Origin of the sequence: Streptococcus mitis (assembly GCF_005844455.1) — a bacterium.
GTDB lineage: Bacteria > Bacillota > Bacilli > Lactobacillales > Streptococcaceae > Streptococcus > Streptococcus mitis_BF.
On the sequence record NZ_SPGF01000031.1, the window covers coordinates 1 to 24193 of the forward strand.

Consider the following 24193-nt stretch of genomic DNA (forward strand, 5'->3'; position numbering starts at 1 on the left):
GAGAGTTCTGACGCCAACATCAAAAACTTTAGCTGCCTCGACATGGCTGTGTCCTTCTTTGATGTAATCTAATGCTCCTTGTTTAAAATCTGTACTATATGCCATAGCTTTATTATAACATGCTTGTTTAAAACTAATCAACTATACCAGCTTGTCCGATATTTCTGCGACTCATTTTGAACAACTTCATATCGTGGCAATAGTTCACAGCGATATCCAAAGAAACAATTCTCCCTTGGCTTGTGACAATCGCTTGAGCCTTCATAGCATGATATTTCTTTTTACCAGAATAATTGGCTAGTTGATTTTTTTAGGACGATTGATTTTTACCTCTGTTGCATCCACAATCACCGTATCCTCAGCACTAAGATGAGTTTTTGAAATCGTAAAACCACTTTGAATAAGAGTTGCTTCAACCCATTGACTCCGACGGATTAAGTTGCTTTCGTGAATGCCAAAATCAGCCGCAATTTGTTCATAAGTGCGGTATTCTCGCATGTATTGAAGAGTAGCCATGAGGAGATCTTCTAAGCTTAACTTGGGAGTTCGTCCACCTTTTGCGTGTTTATGTTGATAAGCTGTTTTTAACACAGCTAACATCTCTTCAAAAGTAGTGCGCTGAACACCAACAAGGCGCTTAAATCGTGCATCAGTTAATGGTTTACTTGATTCATAATTCATAGAACTATTGTACCATATTTTGTTTCGCAGGAAGTCTAGTACAAGATTGAACTGCTTTTACGGATTCAGATAAAATAACTTTAAAATATAGAAGATATCTATTGACTGTAACTATAATTGATTTAAATTTATAACTTCATCTGCTTGATTCCAAATATCGGGATTATGAGTTGCAATGATGATTAGACGATTTTCATTTTTCATATCTAATAATAATTTCATAATTCCTTGTGAAGTCGTAGGATCGAGCGATGCAGTCAACTCATCCGCAAGTATTAATGGTGGATTTTTAAGAATGATTTTCGCTAAAGCAACACGTTGTGCTTCACCGCCAGACAATTCATATATCTTTTGTTCCAGATGAATATGAGTTAGACCAACTCTTGCTAATACATCTTTTTTAACTTATCTTTTTCTTTATAATTACATTTACGATAGTAAATAACAAATTCATATTATTATTTGAATTAAAATATAGCCATAAGAATAAATATAATTTGCTTTATGCCTACCTAATCTTTTCGTCATCAAATATGAAAGCTAATCGGTCAAAAAATATATTTATTCGTCACTTAGATTGGAAGTAATCCATTTTTCTAACTCATAAGGAGTAAAGCCATTATTTTCTTCAAAATCTAATTTAGCTACTAACTTCTTATTTTCATATATAGCAAACGTTGGGGTACCTTTTATTTTAAATTTTTGTTTAAAATTTTCCCACTCATTTTTATTTTTATGAATTTCTTCTACATTAACATAATATAACTGTTTCCTTAACTTATATTTTTCAATTATCTGATCAAATACCTCCTCAAATTTACTACAGTCCCCACAACTCGGTCTGCCTACGTAGACAACCAATTTGTCTCCGTTTTGATATCTATCAATAAAGTTATCAACAAGTAAACTATCTAATTTCGAATACATAGCAGTTTCTCTAGCGTATTCTTGTTGCTGAGGTTTCAATTTATAAAAAAGAAAAAAACATTTGCTACTAGACTGATTATTAAAACCACTATAGCAATATACTTTTTCATCATTCCTCTCCTTTCATAAATTGTTTTAATTCATTCTTACTATGGTAACCTTGAAGGATTTTTACTTTATTATTCCTTTTAATAATTATTGTTGGTGTATTATAAACTTTAATATCTGCAGCTTTTCTTACAATTGTTAAATCAGTTGCATCCCAATAATATATTTTACTTCTAGTTTCATCTTGAAAGTCTTTTAACACTTTATCAAACTCTTGACATACTTCACAACTAGAACTTCCGTAGTAAAGTATATCATCAGTTCTAAGATTAGATAGACTATTATCCTTTAGTACAGAGAAAGAGGGTTTTAAACTTGTCTGGTGAATAAATAAAATAAAACCAATTAAAGATATTATTACAATAGCTGAAACACCTCTCACTGCTCTTCCTTTCATAGCTTAATATTCCTTTCTAATGAATTGAAAAACTGAGAACAGAATTGCTAGTATCGTATACAAGAAAACGAATATAATCGTTATAATGGATTTGAGACCAGAAAATGAATCGGGAGATAAATAATAAAATATCTGAAGTTGGTATATACTAGAATTAACTAATAATACATTAACAAAATTAGGTAATATCCATAATAATAACAGCGATAAAACAACTACAACTCCCGTTTTTTCAAAATAAATTAAAAGGTTCATGTTTATGGCAATATATAAACAAAAAATCATAAAGTAAACCACTATTTTCTGAACTATTATATTTATATAATAGGATTCGGGTATTATAAAAATTAAATTTAAAATTATATACATTCCAATATATTTTAGATATTCATATTCTATTAATTTGTATCGATTTGATATACACTCAAGATAATATCTGATAATTTTTTTATCATGCCATTCTCCTATTGATAATAATTGATATAGAGTCAAAAATGATATTGTGATCGTCGAAAAAAATTTGTATTGCGAAATAATGGAATCTTCACTTATATGTGTTACTAAAAATATTGTAAAACAGATATAAATCATTAAAGTAGTTAGGAAGAGTTTTTGATGGCTAATCTTTACATACTCTGATTTTATAAACTTTTTCACAGTCACCCCTCCTCTACCATTAACTCTCTAATGTCTGTAGTAACATCAGTGAATTCTATAACTAATATATTGTCATTAATAAGTGATTTTAGTGTAGTATAAATATCTTTTTTTAATATTTCAATTTTAAAAATAGAATTTTGGTCTTTATCAAAACACCAACGTGCATGATAATTTTCTTGAAGCATCTTTCGTACAACAGAATTTTTAGAAACCACGATTTTATAAACTCTATTATCATCATGGAGATTAATAATACTTTGGATATTTCCCTCTCTCAAATACCAGATTACATCAGAAATTTCTCCTAATTCCTCTAGTATATGACTCGATACAATTAATAGCTTCCCTTTTGAACGAAGCATTATCATAAGTTCTTTCAGTTGTTCCTTCGTTAGAATATCCAAACCGTTAAACGGTTCATCCAGTAGAATTATATCGGCATTATCAAGTAGTATTCGAGCAATACTTAATTTCTGCTTCATACCTAGCGATAGTTGCTTAAATTTTTTGTTCTTAGCATCTTTTAATTTTACTTGCTTTAATACCTCTTCAATATTAACTTTTTTGCTTCCCGCCAATTCACTGAACAATTTAAGATTAGAGAAAACTGTTAAATCATCATAAAATGTTGGGCTTTCTATTGAAAATGCTAATTTCCCATCTAATTCAATCTCTCCTTGATAATCCACAATTAGATTTGATATGCACTTCAATAAAGTTGTCTTACCCGATCCATTATTACCTACTAATCCTATAATTTGGCCTTTGGAAGCTTCAACTGATATATTATTTAAAATAATCTGCTTACCATAAATTTTTCTCAAATTCGAAATCTTCATGATACTACCTCCTAATAAATGATACCGAAAACTCCTTATCACTTTTAACAGATATTTTCGTTCTCGATTCTATTAAAATCTTAGGAGATTCCTCATAAATAACCGCGTTCTGAGTATTCATTGGTTGTTTTTTTGCTTCTATGTACAACTCATCATTTAGCGTATAAATCTTATCATCTATCTGAACTTCACCTTGACCAGATTTGGCATATAAAGCATATGTCCCAGCTTTCAAATCTAAATTTTCTCCTTGCTGGTATGAACCTGACGTTAAAGTTGGTAAGTCATCATTAATAAATCCTATTCGAACTCCTTTTGATTGGTAAATACAATAAAGTATCAAGGCTACTGTCATTACAATTATGGTAATAAAAACATATTTTTTCTTCATCTTGTTATTCCTCGCTTAAATTAATAATAGTATCAGATATTTCATCAAATTGACCGTCATGTGTAACAATAAATATTATTGCGTGTTTTTTTAATTCTACAATTGTTTTAATTAGAAGACTTTTTGCGTGTTCATCCAAGTTAGAAGTAGGCTCATCAAAAATATAAATATCTGCCTTTTTGTTTAATGCTCTAGATAGCAAAACTTTTTGACGTTCACCCTGAGATAAATTCATTCCATTATAGAAAATTACTTTCTCTAAATCCAATTCAAAAATATTATTTATAGACTTATCAGTTTCATTATATATATTATAGCTGATGTTTTTACCAATAGAAGCATAGTTTAAGTACTGAGTTGACATATAGCAACTAATTCTATTTTGTAATTCGTCACTAGAATAAAGTATCCTCTGGTTATTTGAGTCAAAGTAAGAGATTTCACCTTCGTCTATTGATAATTCTCCCATAATAACTTGTAAAAGTGTTGTTTTACCAGATCCATTATTCCCTTTTATTAGATTTATACTAGAATAATTAAACTCCTTAGATAGCCCATTCAATACTTTTATAGAATCTTGTTCATATCTTACCGAAACATTGGAAAGTATAAGTTTTGATATATGAAAATCTTCTCTATTGTTGTTATTAACAGAATTTAAGAATCTTTCCGTACCTAAAATAGAATACCTTTCTAAATCTAATAATTTTTGTATCACTGGTTTACCTAAACTATATGCTAGATAAATAACAACAAAACTAACAAATATATTTCCTATTTTGAAATTAATTTGATAATAATACATGAACATTACATAAACAAAAATTAATAGTAAATTAAAATACATAACAACATCATATAATGAAAGTATTTTAATTCTAGATTTTTTCAAAATATTATTATGATACTTTATATTGTTAAGTATTGATTCCAAGTGAGTATTTACTTCCTTTTTATTAGAAAATAACCTTCTGTCTAATTTGTTATGTATTGATTCTTCTACAAAAATAGAAAGCTCTCCCATGCTATTAAAAAATGTTTTATTTTGATTTTTTCTATTTTGAACTCCCTTCTTAAAAATAAAGATATAACCAAGAATTAGTATTAAAGAAAGTAACATTAACTCTTTACTAAAAATATAGGTTATACAAAATAGCAAACACGTATATATCAACTCAACAACCGATAAAAATTTTTTTATTTCCAAATCTGAAGCATTAAAATTATTCCAAAACTTTATCAATCTATTGTATATATTTTCTTCTCTAGTATTTAAATTATCAATCTCTTCAAGAAAAGAAAGAGAAAGTCTTTCTTGATTTTTAGAAGAATAATCTGATAAAATTTCTTCATACTCTATTTTACATTTTAAATAAATTCCCATTAGAAAAACTTCAAATATAGCAACTGCTATAACTTGCCAAAGTTTTATTAATCTTAGTTTGTATATTAATAGATATTGCATCGAAAAAATAATTTCAATTGGAATTATCCATAAGCAAGTTGATAAATAAAATAAGTTTAGCCTAACTTTCCAATCTTTTATATAAAGCATATCCTTTTGTAATACTTCTTTTGGTTTCTTATATTCTTCAATATTTTCAACCAAAAATGCATACCCTTTAAAATTATCTTTTAGTTTACTTTTATATATTTTTACTATAGTTGTATTTAAAGGATTAGAAAGTATAGCCTCATTGTTAACTAATTCATAAACTAGTACATAGTGATTTTCACCATTATTATCAGTAACTAGTATAGTAGGATTATTAAAAGTTAAAGCATCAAACTCATTGACTTCATAACAACTTCCAATTATTCCAAACTCCGCAAGAATTTCTTCAATATCTAACATGGATAAGCCTTGATTAATATCCTTTTTAGATATTATAGTCTCAAAATAATTATCACTATATCTTTTATAATATTGTAAGAGTGACTTAATAACCGCTATACCACAATCTGATGTTAAATCTTGGATATTATGATAGTATTTTACCATACATAGACCTCCAACATAGTTAATAAAAAACAATGGGAAGACTGCTACAGTCTTCCCATTGTTAGGATTCATCACAAAAACTTAAAAACTGTATAGTTATCTACGAAAACATGATTCAGACAAAATATACATTCAAGTAAAAGATAAAAATCCAAACTACAAACATTCTGCCTGAACTTTAATCCAATATAAAATAATAATTAAATTATAGCAACGATATAAGACTTATCCCCAGCAGATAAATCCCCAGCCAATACAAATCCAACCAGCTTTTACAATGCCTGCTTGTTTTTTTGAAAGTTTTTTCATGATTTTGCTCCTTATTTAATATTAGTATTTGTGATAGAATCCTATAAACAATTTAATAAATTAAAACTCTCATTCCACCACGAAGTAACCGCTTCCATTCTTTGCCTGTATTGTACTCTTTTTTTTAAGAAATGTCAAGCTTTTATATTCTTTAGTAACTTCTCAAAGTTACCAATAAATCAGGCCACCTATTTTAAACAAGTAGCAAACTATAAACTAGTAGGTTCCAAACTAAATGTAGCCCCATACTGCCCCATAAGTCCGATTTATAGCGTACCATCCCTAAAAACATTCCCAATGAAACATACAAACACCAAGCTAGAATGGTTCCTGGATGATGAGCTAAGGCGAACAAAACACTTGTCAAGGCAATTCTGATGTCTAATTTTCTGACCAAGTTCCATAAAATTTCTCGATACAGAAATTCTTCAACCATACTCGCATTGATTAAAAACAATAAAAATGAAAACCAAGGAACTTGATGTTGAAGCCCAATTAAGTTTGCTTGATTCGTGCTTCCTTGAGCATGGATTAGGCTAAAACATAGACTTATAATCAGTAGGCTAGCTAATCCAATACCAAGCCATTTCATCCTAGATTTCATACTGACCTTATGCGCTTGTTTACGTTGGCCATACATCCATAAAAATGAAATGAGTGACGCACCATAGAGAATCTGTAGTATAGTTATCTCACCGATACAAAAAAATTTCAATAAGTATAGGGATACCAATAGGACATTTACTTGTTGGAATATATAAACTGGAATTATTCTTTTCATAGTTACCTCCGAAATAAATCTTCATAATCTAAATCTAATACTTGCACAATCCTTTCTACCCATGGACTTTGAGGCATTCGTTGTTCCATCTTGTAGTGCCGAATCTTTTGGTACAAACGATTCAATTCACTTGGATAGTGAAACTCTCCCGCAAACATTTTTCTGGTTAACTCAATCCAGCTGATATTTCTTTCAGCCAAAATAATGGACAAGTTCTCCCAAAATCGTTCAGCCATATTGCTTCTCCTTTAGTTAGATAAATAATGTGTTTGTGCCATGTAAATTAATTGTTTCGTATCTCTTGGCAATAAAGCTCTAGCCTCTTCCAGATTCAGATTTGGATAAACTCGCTTATTTGAAACCGCAAGAGGAAGTCTGATGGTTAGTTCAGGATTTTTTAATATCATTTCGATGAAATCTGTTAATCTGAGGTTATCTCGATTCTTAAATCGTAATAAATTTGGAGATAAAAATTCAAAACAATCTGAAGAATAGCTCATCATCTCAATTAATTTGTCCTTTGTCATTTCAGAAACAGAATGACAAGATACCTCGATGCCATAGTTTTGGAAGAAGTCTAAAAGAAGTTGATTTCTTTGGCTATTTTTACTTAGATAGAGATCAATCATGGGAGACCTCCCAAAGATTCGGTTCCATTTGATATTCTGAGACGATTAAGGAATCTAATAAATTTGCGAAGTTAATCGGTTTCTTGTCTTCATCATAAGCTTTTACAGTTACTTGGGTTGTAAGTATTCCCTCTTTTCCCTCGGCACGATAGCCTTGTCCATATAAAACAAAAACAAGATTCTGATGATTATCTACAAAGGCATCAGCTCCGTTCTTTATATCCTGACTTTCAAGGAATTCCATAATGTTTTGAAGATAGGATTCGTAAAATAGGGGATAGTTGTGTTTTTTATGGTAATCATCTAAAAATGTCACCTCAAACTCACATGGATAATTGGGCATCAAAAATATTTGTTCATCCAGCTGTCTGATTTCTGCATCATGTAATTCTGTTTCTAATTCATCACAATCTAGTATTGACTCTTTATTTAAAGCTTTCATCTTTTTCCTCGATTTCTTTTAATTTCTTTGCGATTGCGGCAATCACAGGAACGGTTACACTATTACCAGCTTGTTTATAGAGCTGACTATTACTAGAGACTTTTCTAGCAGCTTCAAAAGCCCAATCAGGAAAACCCTGCAAGCGAAAACACTCTTTAGGAGTGATTCGTCGTATCCTCAGACGGTAAAATTGTCCATCTATCAAGACACCGGCTACATGATAAACTTGCTTATCTTCTCCTTCATAGCTAGCCACTACTACTCCCATTTGACCACTAGTTGTTAACGTATTCGCTATACCTTTTCCAACTCTACCACGACGATACTGAGAACTTGGTCTTTCCAAATTGATTGAATCTCCTATTTCTGCTTGAGCATATCCTTTTTTAGTTGCTTCCCGTACTTTTAGAAATTGGATTGGTTCTGGAATTAGTATTTTGGGGATTTTATCTCCACCTTGCATCGTAGTCAGTGTTGGAGATAAGCCCTCACTTCCATAGACACGACCTGTCTCCTTAAAGCTAGTCGGTAAATCTCCAACAACAACAATACCATGACGATCCTGAGTATTTAAAGTAAACATCGGCTCTTGGTTTTCCTTAAAGCGTCTACCATTTTGTCTTTTGTCTAATCTATCTGGTGTCACACAAGGAATCGCAACCTTAAATCCTTCTCCTTTTCCACGAACTAAAGTTGGTGCAAGACCTTCTGAATAATAGACTTTACCACTCATTCCACTTTTTGATGGATTCAAATTCCCTAATATTTTTAAAGTCTCAGAGTTAGTTGCTTGACCTTCTCGTCTGAAAGGAAATAAGAGCCTGGTACCTCTCTTTCTAGAATGTCCGATAATAAACACCCTCTCTCTGTTTTGGGGAACGCCAAAATCCTTACTGTTAAGCACCTGCCACTCAACATCAAACCCCAATTCATCAAGCGTGGTAAGGATTGTGGTGAACGTCCGTCCCTTATCGTGATTGAGTAGGCCTTTAACATTTTCAAGAAAAAGAAAACGTGGTTGGATTTGTTTGGCCGCCCGAGCAATTTCAAAGAATAAAGTGCCTCTAGTATCTTCAAATCCCAATCGTCTTCCTGCGATTGAAAATGCTTGACAAGGGAATCCCCCACAGATGACATCGACTTTCCCTCTAAGTTTTTTAAATTCGTCATCTGAAACATCTCGTATGTCATGAAATTCTATTTCTCCTTCTGTTTGAAAAATGGACTTATAAGATTCTCTAGCAAATTTATCAATCTCACAAAATCCAATACACTCGTGTCCGACACTTTCCATTCCTAGTCGAAAACCACCGATACCTGAAAATAAATCAATAAATTTCATTTATTGATCACCCCTTTCTTATCGACTATCATTGTCAGAACTGTCACTCCACTTGAAATGACAATAAGCATAACTAATATCCACTCGATTGGCGACATTTTAACCACCTCCTTTTCTAACACGGTTATTCCAAACGGAATACAAGCCATTAAACACAAATTCAGCTAAAACTTCCGCACGTCTAACAAAGTGAACATTATCTAGAGCATACTGATAGATTCTCTCAAAATCAGTCATAGCAATTTCACTGGCTGTTTCAGAAAAACCCTCTCGTCTAAATTGATCTTGTACCAATCCCCAAATATAATCTCTATCATATTTTGTGACCTTTTCTACTTTTCTTCTCAAAATAGGTTGAGCATTCCTTTCTTCCTCATCCTCAATAAATAAAGATTCAGTCTCACTAACTTCAGTCTCACTAGGGGCTGAATGTGAGACGGGGGTCGTTTCATTTTCAACCTGCCCTAGTCTTTTTTTAACACTAGGCCTGTTTGAATTACCTACTGGGGTAGAAGACAACTCCCCTAAATAAATCTTATTAGCTAGTCTTCCTTTCTCACTTGAAGACTGTTGAACTTCATCAATTAAGTCATATTCTTTAAGAGTTTTTTTGATTGATAGTAGTTTTGACTTCGAACAACCTAACAGCCTCATCAGTTTAGAATTAGAAAATACTAAATAAACCGCCCCTTCTTCATCTATCCAACCACGACTAAGAGATAATTCTAAACGATCTTTTAAAATAGAATAAGCCACCTTTACTTCTAATTTCATATCCATATATTTCTCATCCTCAAAAAGAATTTTAGGTAATTTATAATACCGTTCTGATGTTTGGTATTGATTTGCGGTAATTCGTTTCATAGCGCTCCTCCAAGTTCTTTGAGTATTAAATCCCCACTTGATTCCAATCGAACCAAGCCACTTTTTTCTAATTCAGCCATAAGAGAGATGGCTTCAACAATATCAATTCCCATTTCACGTACTAAAAATGAAATGACAATATAGCGTGATGATTGTAATTCTTTTGTCATTTTCCCTCCTGAAAATAAAAAAAGGAGAACAATATTCAACTGTTCTCCAAAATAATTTTATTAAAAAGAAAAACCCTGCCAAATTAATTTTTGGTAGGGTTTTTGGTAGGAAACTAAATTAATTTATCAGTTTCTAAAATGTGTTCACGATTCTAAAAGGCTGATACTATAGTATTCCGAATTATAATTGGTATATGCCTATTATTTAAGAGTAACTATGCATCAAGAACTTAGTCTTAACGCTCGTTGCAGGATGGAAGTCGACAAAGAAAATGTCGTAGGTGAAAAACCATTATGTGTCAATCTCAAATACACAATCCATCATCTGTGCAAACAGAATCCACTCCTCGAAATCCCTTGATTTCAAGCCTTTTCTACACTGTTTTGTTCTTCCCCCTTGACATCAAGATAACCAGTTGAATATCTACACGTTGTCATTAATTAGTCTATGCCTTTTTAGGACGGTAGTACGTTTAATCGCTTCATTTATAATCACAAACATCCATCCTAGATCCTCATCCCCATTCAATGTTCATTGATATTCACACCAGCCGTTTTCATCTGAACTTATCCACTTTTCGCCTCGTTTGCCTCAATTCATTCTCGGAAGCTAATCCACACTATTATGATGTATAGAATCGTATCAGCCTTTATAAAAGATCACTTTTCCCGAGATTACACTTTGAGCATAGTGTTTGTAAATTCCCAAGCACAGTCTCTCCCCCTTTTGACCAAGGGATAATATGGTCTACATGAAGCACAACATTTGAAATTATCTCTTGTAAGAACTTTAAAGCGTAACCGTGTATTAATGTTTCTAGGTGTATAGTGCCTACAAGATGTTGTTGAAACCGAAGATTCTTGGGATTGCACAACTTTATTAGGAATAACACTACTTTTATTATAAGCATGAACGGTCGACGACTCATATTCAGTGTCGGTTGAATTAATGTATTCAACAAAAGCTTAAAGTGCTCTACGCCATCCTCCAAATCTTCTTTTGAAGGTATCTATGGAATATAGGTAAATACCCCTTTTAATAATATCCGTTGTAGTTGGTTGCCGACCCAATAATCGCCACATTCGTTCTATTTCATCAAAACACTCTTGCTCGGATATTTTACCTTTATTAAAACCCATTGGTTTAAGTCCGGCATTCTCAAGCACTGTACTCCATTTTCCAAATCTTTTAAAGATATGTTCGGCTGAGTATTTCCCAAGTTTTTTGTACTCAACATATGGGACCGTCTGCAAATTAAGGATTTTTGCAACCCTCCTCAAGTCACGATAATACTCTTCATCAGGAATTATTTTCAATTCAGCTGGCGTTCTTTCACTTCGAAGTCCTGCTTCCAATAAAGCCTTTTTCCAAGTACCGAAATGAGATTGAATTGCCGTTTGAGAGTATTTACCATGCGATTTATATGTGGAAATCGAGATGTATTATTTCCCAAGTACCTTGGCAGTTTCCTGTATATCAGATAGTATTTCTTCGTCAGTTAGTTCTTTTTTCCATTCATTTAGTTCAAATTTCATTTTATCTCACTCCCTTGACAGCAATACCACCGTCTCCACATGGCTTGACTGATCAGTATAAATAAAATTTGAAATTCCTCAAAAACCTCGTATGTGGGAATATATGTATGAATGGTATCCCACCAATTTTAACTAATAATCAGTCCTATCTCTATGGCTATTTAAGTTTTGCTTCTCAGCTTATATATGATAGAATATAATCCTCCATGAATGCTTCCTTATTTAAAATATACATAAATTATCCCCGTTATACTTTAAGAATGTTTCTCGGTTATTAAAGCTAAATCTAAATCCCTCAACCTGAAAAGCATATTTTTTTCTCTCTTTCTTTCGTCAACTCACTTAAATGGACATAAATGAGGACTCATGCTCTATGTCATAAGTCCTCTAAAATGAAAAATATCCTCTTTAATGTATTTTAAATTCTTAAAGTATTATCTTCTCCCATAAACTTGAATTAGCATCTATCTTTTATATTTCAAAAATCTCATCGCTGACTTCATTCAAAAACTCAATGTCATGGGAAACTATAAAAATTATCTTATCCTTATTTCTATATTTTTTGATTAGTTTTGATATTTTTTCCATATTGGCATAATCCATACCACTTGTAGGTTCGTCGAAATAGACAAATGTAGAATCCTTGCACATAAGAGATGCTATAGCAAGTCTTTGCTTTTGTCCTCCTGATAAACTCATTGGATGCCTTTCAATCAATTCGTCTAAGCCTAAATCTTTTAATATACTTTTTGCCTTTTCTTCATCAAAATTATTTACTCCTAGGCTAAGCTCTTTGAATACTTCATCTGTAAATAATTGATGATTTACATCTTGCATTACAAGTGAAGAGTTTTTAAGTCTTTCTTTTTTAGAAAGTTTCTCTCCATTAAAATAAATTTCTTCTTTTGATTTTTTCTCAAGACCAATTAAACATCTTAAAAGCGTTGACTTGCCTCGTCCATTGGAACCTATTATCCCATAAACTTTCCCAAGCTTAAAAGAAATATTTTTTAAACTTAAATATTTATCGTCAGTGAACTTATAACTAAGACTCTTTATCTGATACTCTCCACCCTCTTTTAAATAAGGAACTTCCAACTTAGTTAGCTTCTTATCCCTTAAAGCTAAGGCATTTAACTTTCTTGTATCTAGCTTTAAAAATTCACTTCTAGTATACGTTTTTTGAAGCTTTCCTTTATCTATTAAAAAGATACGATCAACTATATCCATCAAATAATAAATCCTATGCTCAGCTACAATTATGCTTATCCCTTTTTCTTTTAGGATTTTTAACATCCTTGTCAAAACATCTATGCTTTTAATATCCAAATTTGATGATGGCTCATCCATAACTATAATCTTTGTGCCTGCTATATAAGAAGCAGCAATGCAAAGTATTTGTTTTTCTCCACCGGATAGGTTAAATATATTTCTATTCAAAAGATTTTTTATAGGGAAAATTTCTAGCATGTCATTCAAACGCCTATCCATCTCTTCTCTTGCAAGTCCTATATTTTCTAAATAAAATAGTAGCTCTAATGTCGTATTAACATTAAAGAAATAAGTCTTAGGATTTTGAAAAACAGTTGAGACAAGCATAGAGATTTGATAAAGCTCCAAATCTTTTATATTTTTGCCATCAATAATTATTGAACCCTTGATCCTTGCGTTATCATATCTTACAGCTAAGCCATTGATAGAGTTTATTAAAGATGACTTACCACTCCCGCTTTTGCCTGTAAATAGCACACACTCGCCCTCGGCTATGGATAGTGATAAATCGTCTATTATATGTTCTTCGCCGTAATCAAGGCTTAAATTTTTAATTTCTACCATATTAAGCCTCCCACAATAAGTCCAGCAACCACTAAAACATAGACAAAGTCAATTAGCCGTATTTTTACACGGACATATCTAGTCTTGGCAATTGGATTTTCTATTGCCTTTGTTTCTGCCGCTTTTGCAATGTCATCTGCAATGTTTGAAGATATAATTAGTAGTGGCACTGAAACGTATTCAAGATATTTGATTGGATTTTTAAAATTTATACCTCTTACTCTCATAGCCATTTTAATATTTTTCTTCTCCTCTTTAAAAGATGGGAAAAACCTAAACATAACTGCAATTGGTATTGAAAGATTTTTTGAAATTTTAAGTTTATCCATCGATGACATTATTGCACCTACATCAGAGGTCTTTGTCATAAAGCTTGCCGCCATAAATGGCAACAAAAACATTCTAAAGATAATAAATAGACTTAAAAACATCTTAAGTATTGGATTTATATTAGATAGCACCATAAAATTAGGCAAAGCATATAAAATTGTGCATAAAATTATCCATTTAAAAAGTGTTTTTTTGTATCCATTTAAATAAAATAAAATACCAATAAGGCAAAATATCCCTAACTCGAAACATATGTTTAAGCTATGCACAACAGTTAAGCCTGTAAGAAATACGACTAATAACTTACTTATTGGGTTGATATTAAAGGAAGAATTCGAAGAAAAGTTAGGCATTATACAATACCTGCTTTTTCAAAGTGTTTTTTCAATAGAGCCTTGCCTATATATGCTCCAACTATTCCACCTATAAAAGCACCTAAGGCTACTAAAGCCATGTGAGGATAAGTTATTAGATTTTCCAATGCATCAACATAATCTTTTCCCATCATCATAGATAATTCAATATATTTTTCTTTTGCTAAAAGCATTTGCATTAATGATCCACAAATCCATGTGCTAAATACTGCATAAGAAAGCATATTGTATTTAAATGAATTATAATTACCAATCTTTCTAATTAATTCTGCTACTATCATTACTATTAATGAAAATACTGGCAATACATAAGTATGTCCCATAGCAAACATCACGAGTGGTGATATCATGCCTAATATAAATAGTGCCCATGGTTTTTGAACTTTAGCCATAAATAACATAAGAACAGTTCCTGCAATTATGCCCAAAACTGTTGGGTATATTAAAAACAATATTGGGATTATGCCCATCATGCCGACACCAAACATCAAGACAAAATAAATTACAGCAAAAACACCGATGCTTACTAAATCTTTTACCTTTAATTTTTTAGTATCCATTTTAGTCCTCCTAATAAATAAATTCTTCCGCCATTTTTGTTTTTTCTATTAAATTCTTGTAAACTTTCGATTTTTGTAAAAGCTCTTCATGTTTGCCTTCACTTTCTACTCTTCCATTTTCAAGAACTACTATCTTGTCTGCATTTTCTATAGATTTCATTCTGTGTGAAATTATGACAACTGTTTTATCTTTAATTAAATCATTTAAAGACTCTTGAATTTTTTTCTCGTTGTCAACATCTAGGCTTGCTGCTATCTCATCTAAGATCAATATAGGTGCATCTTTTAAGAAGGCTCTGGCTATTGATAACCTTTGTCTTTCTCCGCCTGATAGCTCTGCACCATTTTCACCGATAACTGTATCGAAACCCTTCTCCATTTTTTCTATAAAATCTGTGCAGTTTGCAAGTTTTGCTGCTATTTTAACTTCTTCATCGCTTGCATCTTGCTTACCAAGTCTAATATTTTCCATGACGCTTTGATTAAAGAGAACAACATCTTGGAAGACTATAGACACCTTGTCAAAAAGTGATTCAGTTGATATTTCTTTTATATCTTTGCCATCTATTAAGATTTGTCCCTCGTCGTAATCATAAAGTCTTGATATAAGTTTCAAGATAGTTGTTTTACCGCAGCCGCTTGCTCCTACTAGAGCAGTTACCTCTCCTTGCTTTGCTTTAAAGCTTACGCCATTTAATACTCTTGCGTCTTTATTATAAGCAAATTCAACATTTTTTAGATCAATATCAAATTTTTTCAAATTATAGTCTTCGCCCTCTTGTAATTCTTGATTTTGAATTTCTTTTAATCTTTCAATCTTTGGTGTTAAATAAAATATCTCCATCATGCCCTCTTTAGATGCGTCTAGAGAGTCTTTTATCTTCATAGCCGCTAGTAAATATCCTACAAGGTAGAGAGGGCTTATCTCTTTATTAATAATTAGATTTACGCCAACAAATATTACAACCGCTAGAGAGATAAAGCTAAATATTGAAGATATAGACATAGTTAAAATAAGTCCTATCTCAGTCTTTAAGTGCACTTTTTCACTTTTATCCATTTTTTCATATAGCTTATCTTTCATTTCCTCTGATAAGCCATAGGCTTTAATCTCCATTTGCATCTCGATATTTTCTTGAAAGCTTTCTGAGTTTTCTCTTAGAACGTCATAATATTTTTTATGTTCTTTAACCTGATATTTTTTAGATAGTGGTATAAATATAAAGCTTAATATCGTTGGAATAATTACAGCTAAACCCATCTTGACATTGCCCACTAGCATCATGATGGATATTAGTGGGAAAAAGAGCGCCATACCGCCAACTTTTGGTATTGCGTGGCTCATCGCGTGTTCTATACCTGCAATGTCAGCCATGATTGTTTGCGCTAAATCTGATATGTCATGCTTAGAAAAGTATGATAAAGGCAGTTTTGATAAATTTTCTGCTGTTCTTGTTCTTAAATCCGCACTTTCTTGATATGTTGTGCTGTATAATTTATCGTATTCGATAGAAAGCAAAATATACATTGCTATCAAAGTCAAAACTGAGAATGCTATATAAAATCCCTTGCTTTTGTCAATATTTTCCAAAACTTCTTGAGCAAAAATCATTAGTAGTATGGCAGGAAGCATGTTTATACAATAAACAAAAAATGAAGCCAGTGTTGCTTTACTTAAATTTCTTGCTCCTTTATCTGTAAGAGCAAATCTTTTTTTATAAAACTCCTTCATTTGAAACCCTCCATTCATTCGCACTGTTAAATAGCTCTTGCAGTCTCTTATAGCTTGTATCTTTTGACATTAATTCTTTGTCGGAACCTCTTTCTATAATTTTTCCGCTGTCCATTACAATAATTTCATCAAGGTCTTTAATTGTAGATAACCTGTGAGCAATCATGATAACTGTTTTATCCTTCATAAGATTCTTGAAAGCTTTTTGCAATTCAAACTCGTTATCTGGGTCAATAGACGCCGATGCTTCATCCATAATTATAATTTTGGAATCCTTTAAAATTGCTCTTGCAATTGCAATTCTTTGTTTTTCTCCGCCAGATAAATAAACTCCTTTTGAGCCTATGATAGTATTTTCTCTTTCTGGGAATTTGTCTAATATCAGATCGCATCCTGCTAATTTTAAGGCTCCCATTACATCATCTCTCGTCGCTTCTTTATTAGCCAAGGCAACATTGTCATAAATACTTCTTTTGAATAATTTCGAATCTTGAAAAACAAATGAAATGGCTTTAATTAAGGCTTCGTCAGAATATTCATTTATAGGTATGCCGCCTATCTTTATGCTTCCATCATTTACATTGTAAAAACCTGATATAAGTTTTGCTACTGTTGATTTACCTGATCCAGATGAACCTACTAGTGCATATGACTTTCCTTCTTCTAATTTAAAAGATAAATTTTTAATGACGGCTTTATCGTTATAAGCAAAGCTTACATTGTCAAACTCAATATTGTAGTTTTTAAAATCATTTACATTGCCATGCACTAATTTATCTTTTTGCATATCTTCGTAAAGTGCCTCTAAAGTATCTACTGCATAATTGCCTTGAGAAATGTACATGGAGTACCACATCATTCTCATAAATGAAACAAAAAGAACTCCTGACAAAAATAAACTCATTATAAGCTCAAGTAAAATCATCTTGGCACTGCCTAAGCTAGTCATAGAATAAGCTATAGGAATAATTAAAATTGCAATCAAACCCAAAAACAACCATTGGTACAAAACATAAGGATTTTTACAAGATAGTGAATAATCATAAGCATACTTCGAGTAATCTTTTATCGCCTTGTAAAAACTTTTAAAGGACTCGACATTTGCTCTAAATATTTTTACAACTTGCATTCCTCTAACGTATTCAACAGTTTCAGCACTTAGTCTAGATAGGGCTTCTTGGTATATTTGCATAAATTTTTGCTTGCCCATCATTGCCCCTAAAATTAAGCCGCCGATTATAGTAAGAGCAAGCAAAGTTATGCCAACTCTTATACTTACTATAAAGCCTAGTACAAGGACAAGTATGGGTGTAACTATTGCCTGAGAGCTATCGGGTATCATGTGAGCTACAACCTGATGAGTTTGTGCGGCATTGTCATCTATAATCTTTCTTATTTGACCGGAAGGATTTAAGTCAAAAAATCTAAAGCCGGCTTTCTCTAAGCCGTCAATCCCCCTTTTTCTTAAATTTGTTTCAAGCCTGAATCCCAAGATGTGAGAACATGTTCCTGAAACAGCATAAAATATCGCTCCACTTGTTAGTGTGATGACAGATTTTAACGCTAAGCTCTCTGCACCAGATAAATCTGAATTAATTATTAAATTATCTAGAAATTTGTATATTAAATAAAATCCATATACTGTAAGCACAGCAGATATAGCAGAAAAAACTATAGCTAAAAAGCCCAGATATTTTTTATCTTCCACATAAGCAAATAGTTTTTTATAAATCTTCATAATCATATCTCCTTTCTTTGTTATTCCTTTTAGATAAAATTTTCTTTGCTAGCAAATATTATCCTTGATTTTTTATTATACATCAGCTATAATTAATTATGCAATAGCCATGGCTAACTAAGTCTATTAGGGATATTGTCTAAAAGGGATAGGTGTATTATGACATATTATGAATTTGTAAAAGATTATATGAAAGTAGATGAATGTAAAAACAATAGAAAATATTCAAGTGCAGGGCATACATTTTGTTGGAGTAAAGATAATTCAACTTATGCGGAAGGCCTGTATTGGTTTTATGAAGGAGATGGCTTCATTATTGATATACTTGATTTTTATATAAGTGAAGAAGTAGTTAAAAATAGTACCTATAGTATGGCTGATTATGTGTCAATATACACAAGCTACATAGTCAGTGCAAACGGTGAAAAATTTAATCCATATCAAGCACTTACCGCGAACTCATTATGTACACTTGATTTTGACAATATAAAAGATGACTTTGTTTTTTTATTACATGAAAACTGTTATTATTTAGCTGTTTCCATTGGCTTTAAAAAAGAGCTCTTAGAAAAGCATCTAGCAGCTATAAATATAGATACAGAATCATTTTATTCTACTTTACTTCAACCGAATCAAATAATTCTTACAAAGTCCTTAGAAAAAGTAGCAATGGAAATTTTAAATTGTAAGATGGACGCTCCAGCCGCTGATTTTTTCTTTAAAGCCAAGGCAAATGAATGGGTTAGTATATTAATAGACACCTACTTAAATAGAAAAAAATATAAAATTGAAATTGATGATGATAAAGCCCTTGAAGATGTAGCAAGATTCTTGGACGATCATTTCGCCATGAATGTAAATCAGGAAACCCTTGAAAAAATATCTAAAATGAGTGGAACAAAATTAAAAAATCTATTCAAAGAAAAATATGGTCAAAGCATTACAGAATACACTCAAAGAAAAAGAATGAATGTGGCTGAAACTCTACTCTTAAATACCAAACTACCTATAAAGGAAATCGCTGAATCTGTTGGATATTCATCCCATAGCAAATTTTCCATTTATTACAAAAGATACAAGGGAAAACTTCCTAATGAAGTCCGTAATTTAGCTTGCGACCATTACAATTTAAATTGTGATTGTTGTGATTAAACTAAATTTTACTTTTTTCATTAAAATACCCCCTCATTTCCGTGTCCGGATTTAAGGGGGCAATATATATTCTAATCATTCTTGTTTCAAATATTATAAATTTCTCCATTACATTTTGATTTTACGTTTTCTATATATCTTTCCATGTAATCCCAGTCTGGAGTATTGTCACTTTTAACTGGTAATTTTATTTTGGTTTTCTTTGCAATGCTCCAATGTCTTGATTATCCTAAGTCTGGTATATTAGCTAACCATGATGTCATAACGAAAGCAAACTATTTTTTGACTTAATTTTTGGAGATAAAACTTTAACATTATCAGTAACAGAAAAATTAGTTTCTATAATCCTCATCGATTTAGTATGATCACCAAAAATAACATACATTGATGCTCATCATTGACATAGAACTTTGGCTCATCATAAATATAGCCTATATTGCTTTTATAGGAGCTTTCTGATGCATATACAGGTGTAATTCCATAATTTTTTATATCGTAAATCATAACCTTATTTTTCACTGTCTTCGGTGAAAAATATAGTATATTGAATCTAGAATAGTACGCCATAGTTGCTAAAATATTTCTATACATTAATTTGACTTTCCTAATCAATTTGGTCACATCTTATTTCAATCTACTATAAATTCATTACATCGAACTCTTTCCATTTTGAAGTATCAATCTTATTTAATTTTGCATTGTTTAAATAGCTTGTAAAATTGCTTGTACTCTCTCTGGTTTCAAGCCTTTTCATTGCTTCTTCCATGAAATTCCAATCTGGTGTTTCATCATCTAATAATGGTAAAAATATATTTTCTTTTTTTCTATTTGCTTGAAATTATATCTATATTCTTCATTAGCTCATTAATAAAAATTTGTTTGCTAATATCTCTTCCTTCTGATTTTGTTTCAAGAATTATTGCTACATCGTTCATATTTTTTGGTAAATACCAACCATCTGGCTTGTCTGAATATCCCTTAAAGACTAATTGATTAAAGGTAGTTATTTGACTAGTACCTTGATTTACATTATCTTCACTTTCATCAAAGCCTAATACTACTTTTGCATAATTCCTAACTTGATCTTCTGTCCTTAAACTCATTTTCTATTCCTCGTCACTAAAATCATCTTGCACTCCTAATAATATCATTAGGAGTGCAAGATAGAGCCTTACATATTCTTTCTAAATTCTTAAATGTAATTGGTTTGTCTTTGCCCATTTGTGCCATAACATTTGTTGTTAGTCCTGCCATAGCTATTACATCTGTTTTCTTTAATCCTTTTTTTGCTAGTTGTATCCATAATGGTTTATAGTTAAGTGCCATAATATCCCTCTTTTTCTATCCATTAGATTTGTTTAATTATAGCATAAATATTGATGTCATTCAATCTTACATTGATTTAGCGTTTTATTTTAGAGAATTTGTTGTGTTATTCCGTCCTTATTTTGCCATAACCTTCCATTAAGTTAATAACTCCCCATGCCCCTAAACCTGCACCAATTGCAGTTACAAGTGTCTTTAAAACTCCAACTCCAGCTGTAAAAAATTCCATATTATTCCTCCTCGTTTTCTTTCTTATTTTCTATTTTGTTTAGTGATTTAACTATAAAGTTCTTGTAGACCTTATCTCCTTTTTTGTTTTCTTTGAAATATCCAAAGACATGGATTAGATCTCCTTTTTCAAATTCTTTTGAAATTTCTACCTTTTCTCCATATACTGAGCAATTTGTATATTCTTTGCCCTTTCCATATTTTTTAACAAGAGCAAAATTTGCTACTTGAACACTTTCTCCATCTTTTTCAAATTCTGAAAACTTAGCTTCCTTAACTAAATTTGCATTAATATTTATCATTTCTCTATCCATTAATTTCTTCTCCTTAATCTATAAATTTCAATTAAAAAAACGACTGAACCTATAATTCAATCGCTAAATGTTTTATATATTGAATTGTTTTAAGTGGGACTTCTTATCCTTACCATTTTAACCTCCTAATTTTGAGTATAAAAAAAGACGATAAAGTTTTTAATTTCTATCGCCTAGGCTACCTTTAATTATTCTATTTACACAGTCCAAAATTCTGATATTATCTGTCCTAAGTCTTTAGGATTATCAATATTTATTTCATGTCCAGAATTTTTTATTATCTCGAATTTGCTATTTTTAATCTTCTCATTAAAAAGTTTACTACTCTTAATGTTGAGCTTATCTTCTTTTCCACAAAGTAATAACGTTCTACAATTCAACTGTTCTAATTCATCATTTATCATTAAATCCTTCATTGATTTAAGCAGATTTATGAATTCATTCTTTGTTATACCTAATTTTTCAAAATTAGATTGTGGCATAAGTTTAAAAATAAATGTTTGAATGCTAAAAATCAATTTGGGTATCCTATATGGTACTCCTATTAAAATTAGAGAATTTACTTTCTCAGGGTGATTTTTTGCATAGTCTAAAGCAAGTATCCCACCTAAAGAAAGACCGCATAAGTTTACCTTGTCATTACAATTGTTTATTCGTTTTTCAAAAAAATCATAAAGATTATTATATTCATAACTATCATTTTTTAATAGATCAAATAGATTAGGGCAAACAATATTATAATTGTATTCTCTCAAATACTCTTTTACTTTATCCCAACTTTTATCATCTTGACCCAACCCATGAATTAAAATATTCTTCATAATTAAATTTAACAATTCTCAGGCTTTATTAAGACTAACCATTGATATAATCTCTTAGTAATTCTCCATAACCATATCCCAATAATAGTTAGTAAAAGTCCAACAATTAAAGAAATAATTAGGTCTGGTAAAACTCCTAAACCCAAGCTAGATTTAGTTAACCAATATAGGTCTATACTAAATAATTGGAACACAAATTTCACAATACTTGCAACTATAACAAGTGGACCACTAATCATAAAAGCCCACCCAGTTATTCCTGTTATAGGAAATATAAATATCCAAATACATGCAGCCATGGTATACCACTTTAAACTTTTCATAATAATCTCCTTAAAAGCAATCAAATTGCATATATTATTATGCATGTTTTTTCATTTTCTATTCTTAGTCCATTGGTTATATAGTAGTATTATAGCAAAAATATTTCTATATGTCCATTTCTTTCAATATCATTTTCTCTTAATACAAAATCTTTTAAGTTTTTCATAAACTCTCTCCTATATCGTAATTAATTTTTCTTGTTGAATTTTCATTAATATTTTTCGCCTGATCATTAAGATACCAATTAATTATCGTTGCCTTGTGATCTTGATAAACTCTGTTATTTGCTTTCATATATGACGACAATCTATCAATGTATTCATTAATTCTACTTCCTAACTCATTCGTTAAGTCCTTATATTCTTCATCAGTCAAAAATATATTTTTATATATTCCATAAGGTTTTTGCCCCTTATTAAAATCATTCTTTCTTAACTCATTATTACTAATATTGTTATAGTTACCTTCCGATTTTCGAAAATCTTGACTTTCGATATTCGAATCTCTTGAATTTTGTTTTTCGAACTTCTTGATTTTTTAATTCCATATTATTAAATATGCTCATAAAGTCTTTAACATAAATTCTATTATGCTTTCCAAGTCCTTGTCTTTTCTTTTCTTTTCAATAAGTCCTATCCCTGATTTAATATCAAGCTCAGCTATTAATTTATTTGCTTTTTCACTTGCACAATTAAATTGATCTTTTATACTTTCAATTGTGTAATAAATAAAAACTTTTCCGTCTTCATCTATCCAGCCATTTTTATATGAAAGACCCATTCGATTAAGCATATATGAGTACAAAACTTTAGCTTCAATAGAAATGCTCTCAAAAATTTCATCTTCCATTAATACCATAGGTAACCTAATGAAGTTATACATCTCAGATTGCCTATTATATAGTAGATTGAAACAAGATGTGAACAAATCGATTAGGAAAGTAAAATTAATTTCTAGAAATATTTTAACAGTTATAACGTACTGTTCCAGATTCAATCTACTATAAAAATAATCAAAATTCATTCCTACCTCCTTTCTTTAAAATAAAAAAGAGCAGCCTTATTTAAGCTACTCTTGTAGAAAGTATAAATTGGGTTTTATCTTATTATATTTTTCTTTGTGTCTCCTCATACCAGTTGCAAAACTACTCTTACGTCCATATAGTTTTTTTGAGTCTTTTTGACGTATCCTTCTTCATCTTTATTAAAGATAAAATGCTTATAAAACTGCTTAAAATGCAGGATTTCTATGTTTACACTTAACAAAAATCAAAAGTTGACGTATAATAGATATATGACACAAGCAACATTTACTACCAATGACAAAAACATTCTCACAAAAGCTCTCAAAGATAAGAAAAATCTGCGCTTTCATAAACGA

Annotated in this window: 26 protein-coding genes and 4 pseudogenes; 1 reads left to right on the plus strand and 29 read right to left on the minus strand. The window is 31.0% G+C overall.

Annotated elements, in window-relative coordinates; genetic code table 11:
* From FGQ53_RS06850 to FGQ53_RS06960, 22 genes and pseudogenes are all read right to left on the minus strand, one after another.
* Window positions 1-105: IS630 transposase-related protein (locus tag FGQ53_RS06850; protein WP_212744422.1), on the minus strand; the 105-nt coding region annotated here is incomplete at its 3' end.
* Between the two features lie 40 nt (window positions 106-145).
* Window positions 146-681: pseudogene (locus tag FGQ53_RS06855) on the minus strand (transposase family protein); the annotation flags it as partial.
* A 111-nt stretch (window positions 682-792) separates the two neighbouring features.
* Window positions 793-1074: pseudogene (locus FGQ53_RS06860) on the minus strand (ATP-binding cassette domain-containing protein); the annotation flags it as partial.
* A gap of 168 nt (window positions 1075-1242) precedes the next feature.
* Window positions 1243-1608 carry a thioredoxin family protein gene (locus tag FGQ53_RS06865; protein ID WP_138337082.1) on the minus strand — a complete coding sequence of 122 codons (366 nt, stop codon included), beginning with the start codon at window positions 1606-1608 and terminating at the stop codon, window positions 1243-1245.
* Between the two features lie 109 nt (window positions 1609-1717).
* Window positions 1718-2113 carry a thioredoxin family protein gene (locus FGQ53_RS06870; RefSeq protein WP_138337085.1) on the minus strand — a complete coding sequence of 132 codons (396 nt, stop codon included), beginning with the start codon at window positions 2111-2113 and terminating at the stop codon, window positions 1718-1720.
* 659 nt (window positions 2114-2772) lie between these two features.
* Complete coding sequence (locus FGQ53_RS06880; protein ID WP_138337090.1) at window positions 2773-3612, minus strand: ABC transporter ATP-binding protein; 840 nt, start codon at window positions 3610-3612, stop codon at window positions 2773-2775.
* A gap of 4 nt (window positions 3613-3616) precedes the next feature.
* The gene (locus FGQ53_RS06885) at window positions 3617-4003 is read right to left on the minus strand and encodes a hypothetical protein (protein ID WP_138337093.1); all 387 of its coding nucleotides are present in this window, start codon (window positions 4001-4003) and stop codon (window positions 3617-3619) included.
* 4 nt (window positions 4004-4007) lie between these two features.
* Window positions 4008-6005 (minus strand): ATP-binding cassette domain-containing protein, encoded by a 1998-nt coding sequence (locus FGQ53_RS06890; protein ID WP_138337096.1) that lies wholly within the window; start codon window positions 6003-6005, stop codon window positions 4008-4010.
* A gap of 502 nt (window positions 6006-6507) precedes the next feature.
* On the minus strand, window positions 6508-7095 hold the full coding sequence (locus FGQ53_RS06895) for a CPBP family intramembrane glutamic endopeptidase (protein ID WP_138337098.1): 588 nt from the start codon (window positions 7093-7095) through the stop codon (window positions 6508-6510).
* A 2-nt stretch (window positions 7096-7097) separates the two neighbouring features.
* The gene (locus tag FGQ53_RS06900; protein WP_000840776.1) at window positions 7098-7331 is read right to left on the minus strand and encodes a hypothetical protein; all 234 of its coding nucleotides are present in this window, start codon (window positions 7329-7331) and stop codon (window positions 7098-7100) included.
* Between the two features lie 12 nt (window positions 7332-7343).
* A complete protein-coding gene (locus FGQ53_RS06905; RefSeq protein ID WP_000566546.1) occupies window positions 7344-7724 on the minus strand; it encodes an arsenate reductase family protein in 381 nt (126 codons plus the stop codon).
* Window positions 7717-8166, minus strand: a complete 450-nt coding sequence (locus FGQ53_RS06910) for a hypothetical protein (RefSeq protein ID WP_138337101.1) — start codon at window positions 8164-8166, stop codon at window positions 7717-7719. Before FGQ53_RS06910 ends, FGQ53_RS06905 begins: the two co-directional genes overlap by 8 nt.
* Entirely contained in the window at window positions 8150-9508 is a 1359-nt protein-coding gene (gene dcm, locus FGQ53_RS06915; RefSeq protein ID WP_138337104.1) for a DNA (cytosine-5-)-methyltransferase, read from the minus strand. The genes FGQ53_RS06910 and dcm overlap by 17 nt, the downstream gene beginning before the upstream one ends.
* 99 nt (window positions 9509-9607) lie before the next feature.
* Window positions 9608-10372, minus strand: coding sequence for a replication initiator protein A (locus FGQ53_RS06920; protein WP_138337107.1), 765 nt, complete (start codon window positions 10370-10372; stop codon window positions 9608-9610).
* Window positions 10369-10542, minus strand: coding sequence for a hypothetical protein (locus FGQ53_RS06925; RefSeq protein WP_000159607.1), 174 nt, complete (start codon window positions 10540-10542; stop codon window positions 10369-10371). The genes FGQ53_RS06920 and FGQ53_RS06925 overlap by 4 nt, the downstream gene beginning before the upstream one ends.
* Window positions 10543-11192: 650 nt before the next feature.
* A complete protein-coding gene (locus FGQ53_RS12205) occupies window positions 11193-11471 on the minus strand; it encodes an HNH endonuclease (protein WP_138337146.1) in 279 nt (92 codons plus the stop codon).
* Between the two features lie 37 nt (window positions 11472-11508).
* Complete coding sequence (locus FGQ53_RS06935) at window positions 11509-11982, minus strand: homing endonuclease associated repeat-containing protein (RefSeq protein WP_319946270.1); 474 nt, start codon at window positions 11980-11982, stop codon at window positions 11509-11511.
* Window positions 11983-12549: 567 nt separating this feature from the next.
* The gene (locus FGQ53_RS06940; RefSeq protein WP_138337112.1) at window positions 12550-13914 is read right to left on the minus strand and encodes an ABC transporter ATP-binding protein; all 1365 of its coding nucleotides are present in this window, start codon (window positions 13912-13914) and stop codon (window positions 12550-12552) included.
* Entirely contained in the window at window positions 13908-14597 is a 690-nt protein-coding gene (locus FGQ53_RS06945; RefSeq protein ID WP_138337115.1) for an energy-coupling factor transporter transmembrane component T, read from the minus strand. Before FGQ53_RS06945 ends, FGQ53_RS06940 begins: the two co-directional genes overlap by 7 nt.
* Window positions 14597-15178, minus strand: a complete 582-nt coding sequence (locus FGQ53_RS06950; protein ID WP_138337117.1) for an MptD family putative ECF transporter S component — start codon at window positions 15176-15178, stop codon at window positions 14597-14599. Before FGQ53_RS06950 ends, FGQ53_RS06945 begins: the two co-directional genes overlap by 1 nt.
* A gap of 10 nt (window positions 15179-15188) precedes the next feature.
* On the minus strand, window positions 15189-16910 hold the full coding sequence (locus tag FGQ53_RS06955) for an ABC transporter ATP-binding protein (protein ID WP_138337120.1): 1722 nt from the start codon (window positions 16908-16910) through the stop codon (window positions 15189-15191).
* On the minus strand, window positions 16894-18648 hold the full coding sequence (locus tag FGQ53_RS06960) for an ABC transporter ATP-binding protein (RefSeq protein WP_138337123.1): 1755 nt from the start codon (window positions 18646-18648) through the stop codon (window positions 16894-16896). The genes FGQ53_RS06955 and FGQ53_RS06960 overlap by 17 nt, the downstream gene beginning before the upstream one ends.
* 159 nt (window positions 18649-18807) lie before the next feature.
* Between FGQ53_RS06960 and FGQ53_RS06965 the strand changes: the two genes are divergently transcribed.
* Window positions 18808-19800 (plus strand): helix-turn-helix domain-containing protein, encoded by a 993-nt coding sequence (locus FGQ53_RS06965; RefSeq protein ID WP_138337126.1) that lies wholly within the window; start codon window positions 18808-18810, stop codon window positions 19798-19800.
* An 824-nt stretch (window positions 19801-20624) separates the two neighbouring features.
* Here FGQ53_RS06965 and FGQ53_RS06975 read toward each other — a convergent pair.
* From FGQ53_RS06975 to FGQ53_RS07005, 7 genes and pseudogenes are all read right to left on the minus strand, one after another.
* The gene (locus FGQ53_RS06975) at window positions 20625-20903 is read right to left on the minus strand and encodes a hypothetical protein (RefSeq protein ID WP_138337132.1); all 279 of its coding nucleotides are present in this window, start codon (window positions 20901-20903) and stop codon (window positions 20625-20627) included.
* A 22-nt stretch (window positions 20904-20925) separates the two neighbouring features.
* The gene (locus FGQ53_RS06980) at window positions 20926-21126 is read right to left on the minus strand and encodes a helix-turn-helix domain-containing protein (RefSeq protein WP_053039589.1); all 201 of its coding nucleotides are present in this window, start codon (window positions 21124-21126) and stop codon (window positions 20926-20928) included.
* A gap of 124 nt (window positions 21127-21250) precedes the next feature.
* Window positions 21251-21355: pseudogene (locus FGQ53_RS06985) on the minus strand (Maff2 family mobile element protein); the annotation flags it as partial.
* A gap of 1 nt (window position 21356) precedes the next feature.
* Entirely contained in the window at window positions 21357-21668 is a 312-nt protein-coding gene (locus tag FGQ53_RS06990) for a single-stranded DNA-binding protein (protein WP_138337138.1), read from the minus strand.
* Window positions 21669-21865: 197 nt separating this feature from the next.
* Window positions 21866-22489: an alpha/beta fold hydrolase gene (locus FGQ53_RS06995; RefSeq protein WP_138337140.1), complete on the minus strand. Its 624-nt coding sequence runs from the start codon at window positions 22487-22489 to the stop codon at window positions 21866-21868.
* Window positions 22490-22497: 8 nt separating this feature from the next.
* Window positions 22498-22812 carry a hypothetical protein gene (locus FGQ53_RS07000; protein WP_138337143.1) on the minus strand — a complete coding sequence of 105 codons (315 nt, stop codon included), beginning with the start codon at window positions 22810-22812 and terminating at the stop codon, window positions 22498-22500.
* A gap of 163 nt (window positions 22813-22975) precedes the next feature.
* Window positions 22976-23695 (minus strand): annotated as a pseudogene (locus FGQ53_RS07005) (replication initiator protein A).
* Between the last annotated feature and the right edge of the window lie 498 nt (window positions 23696-24193).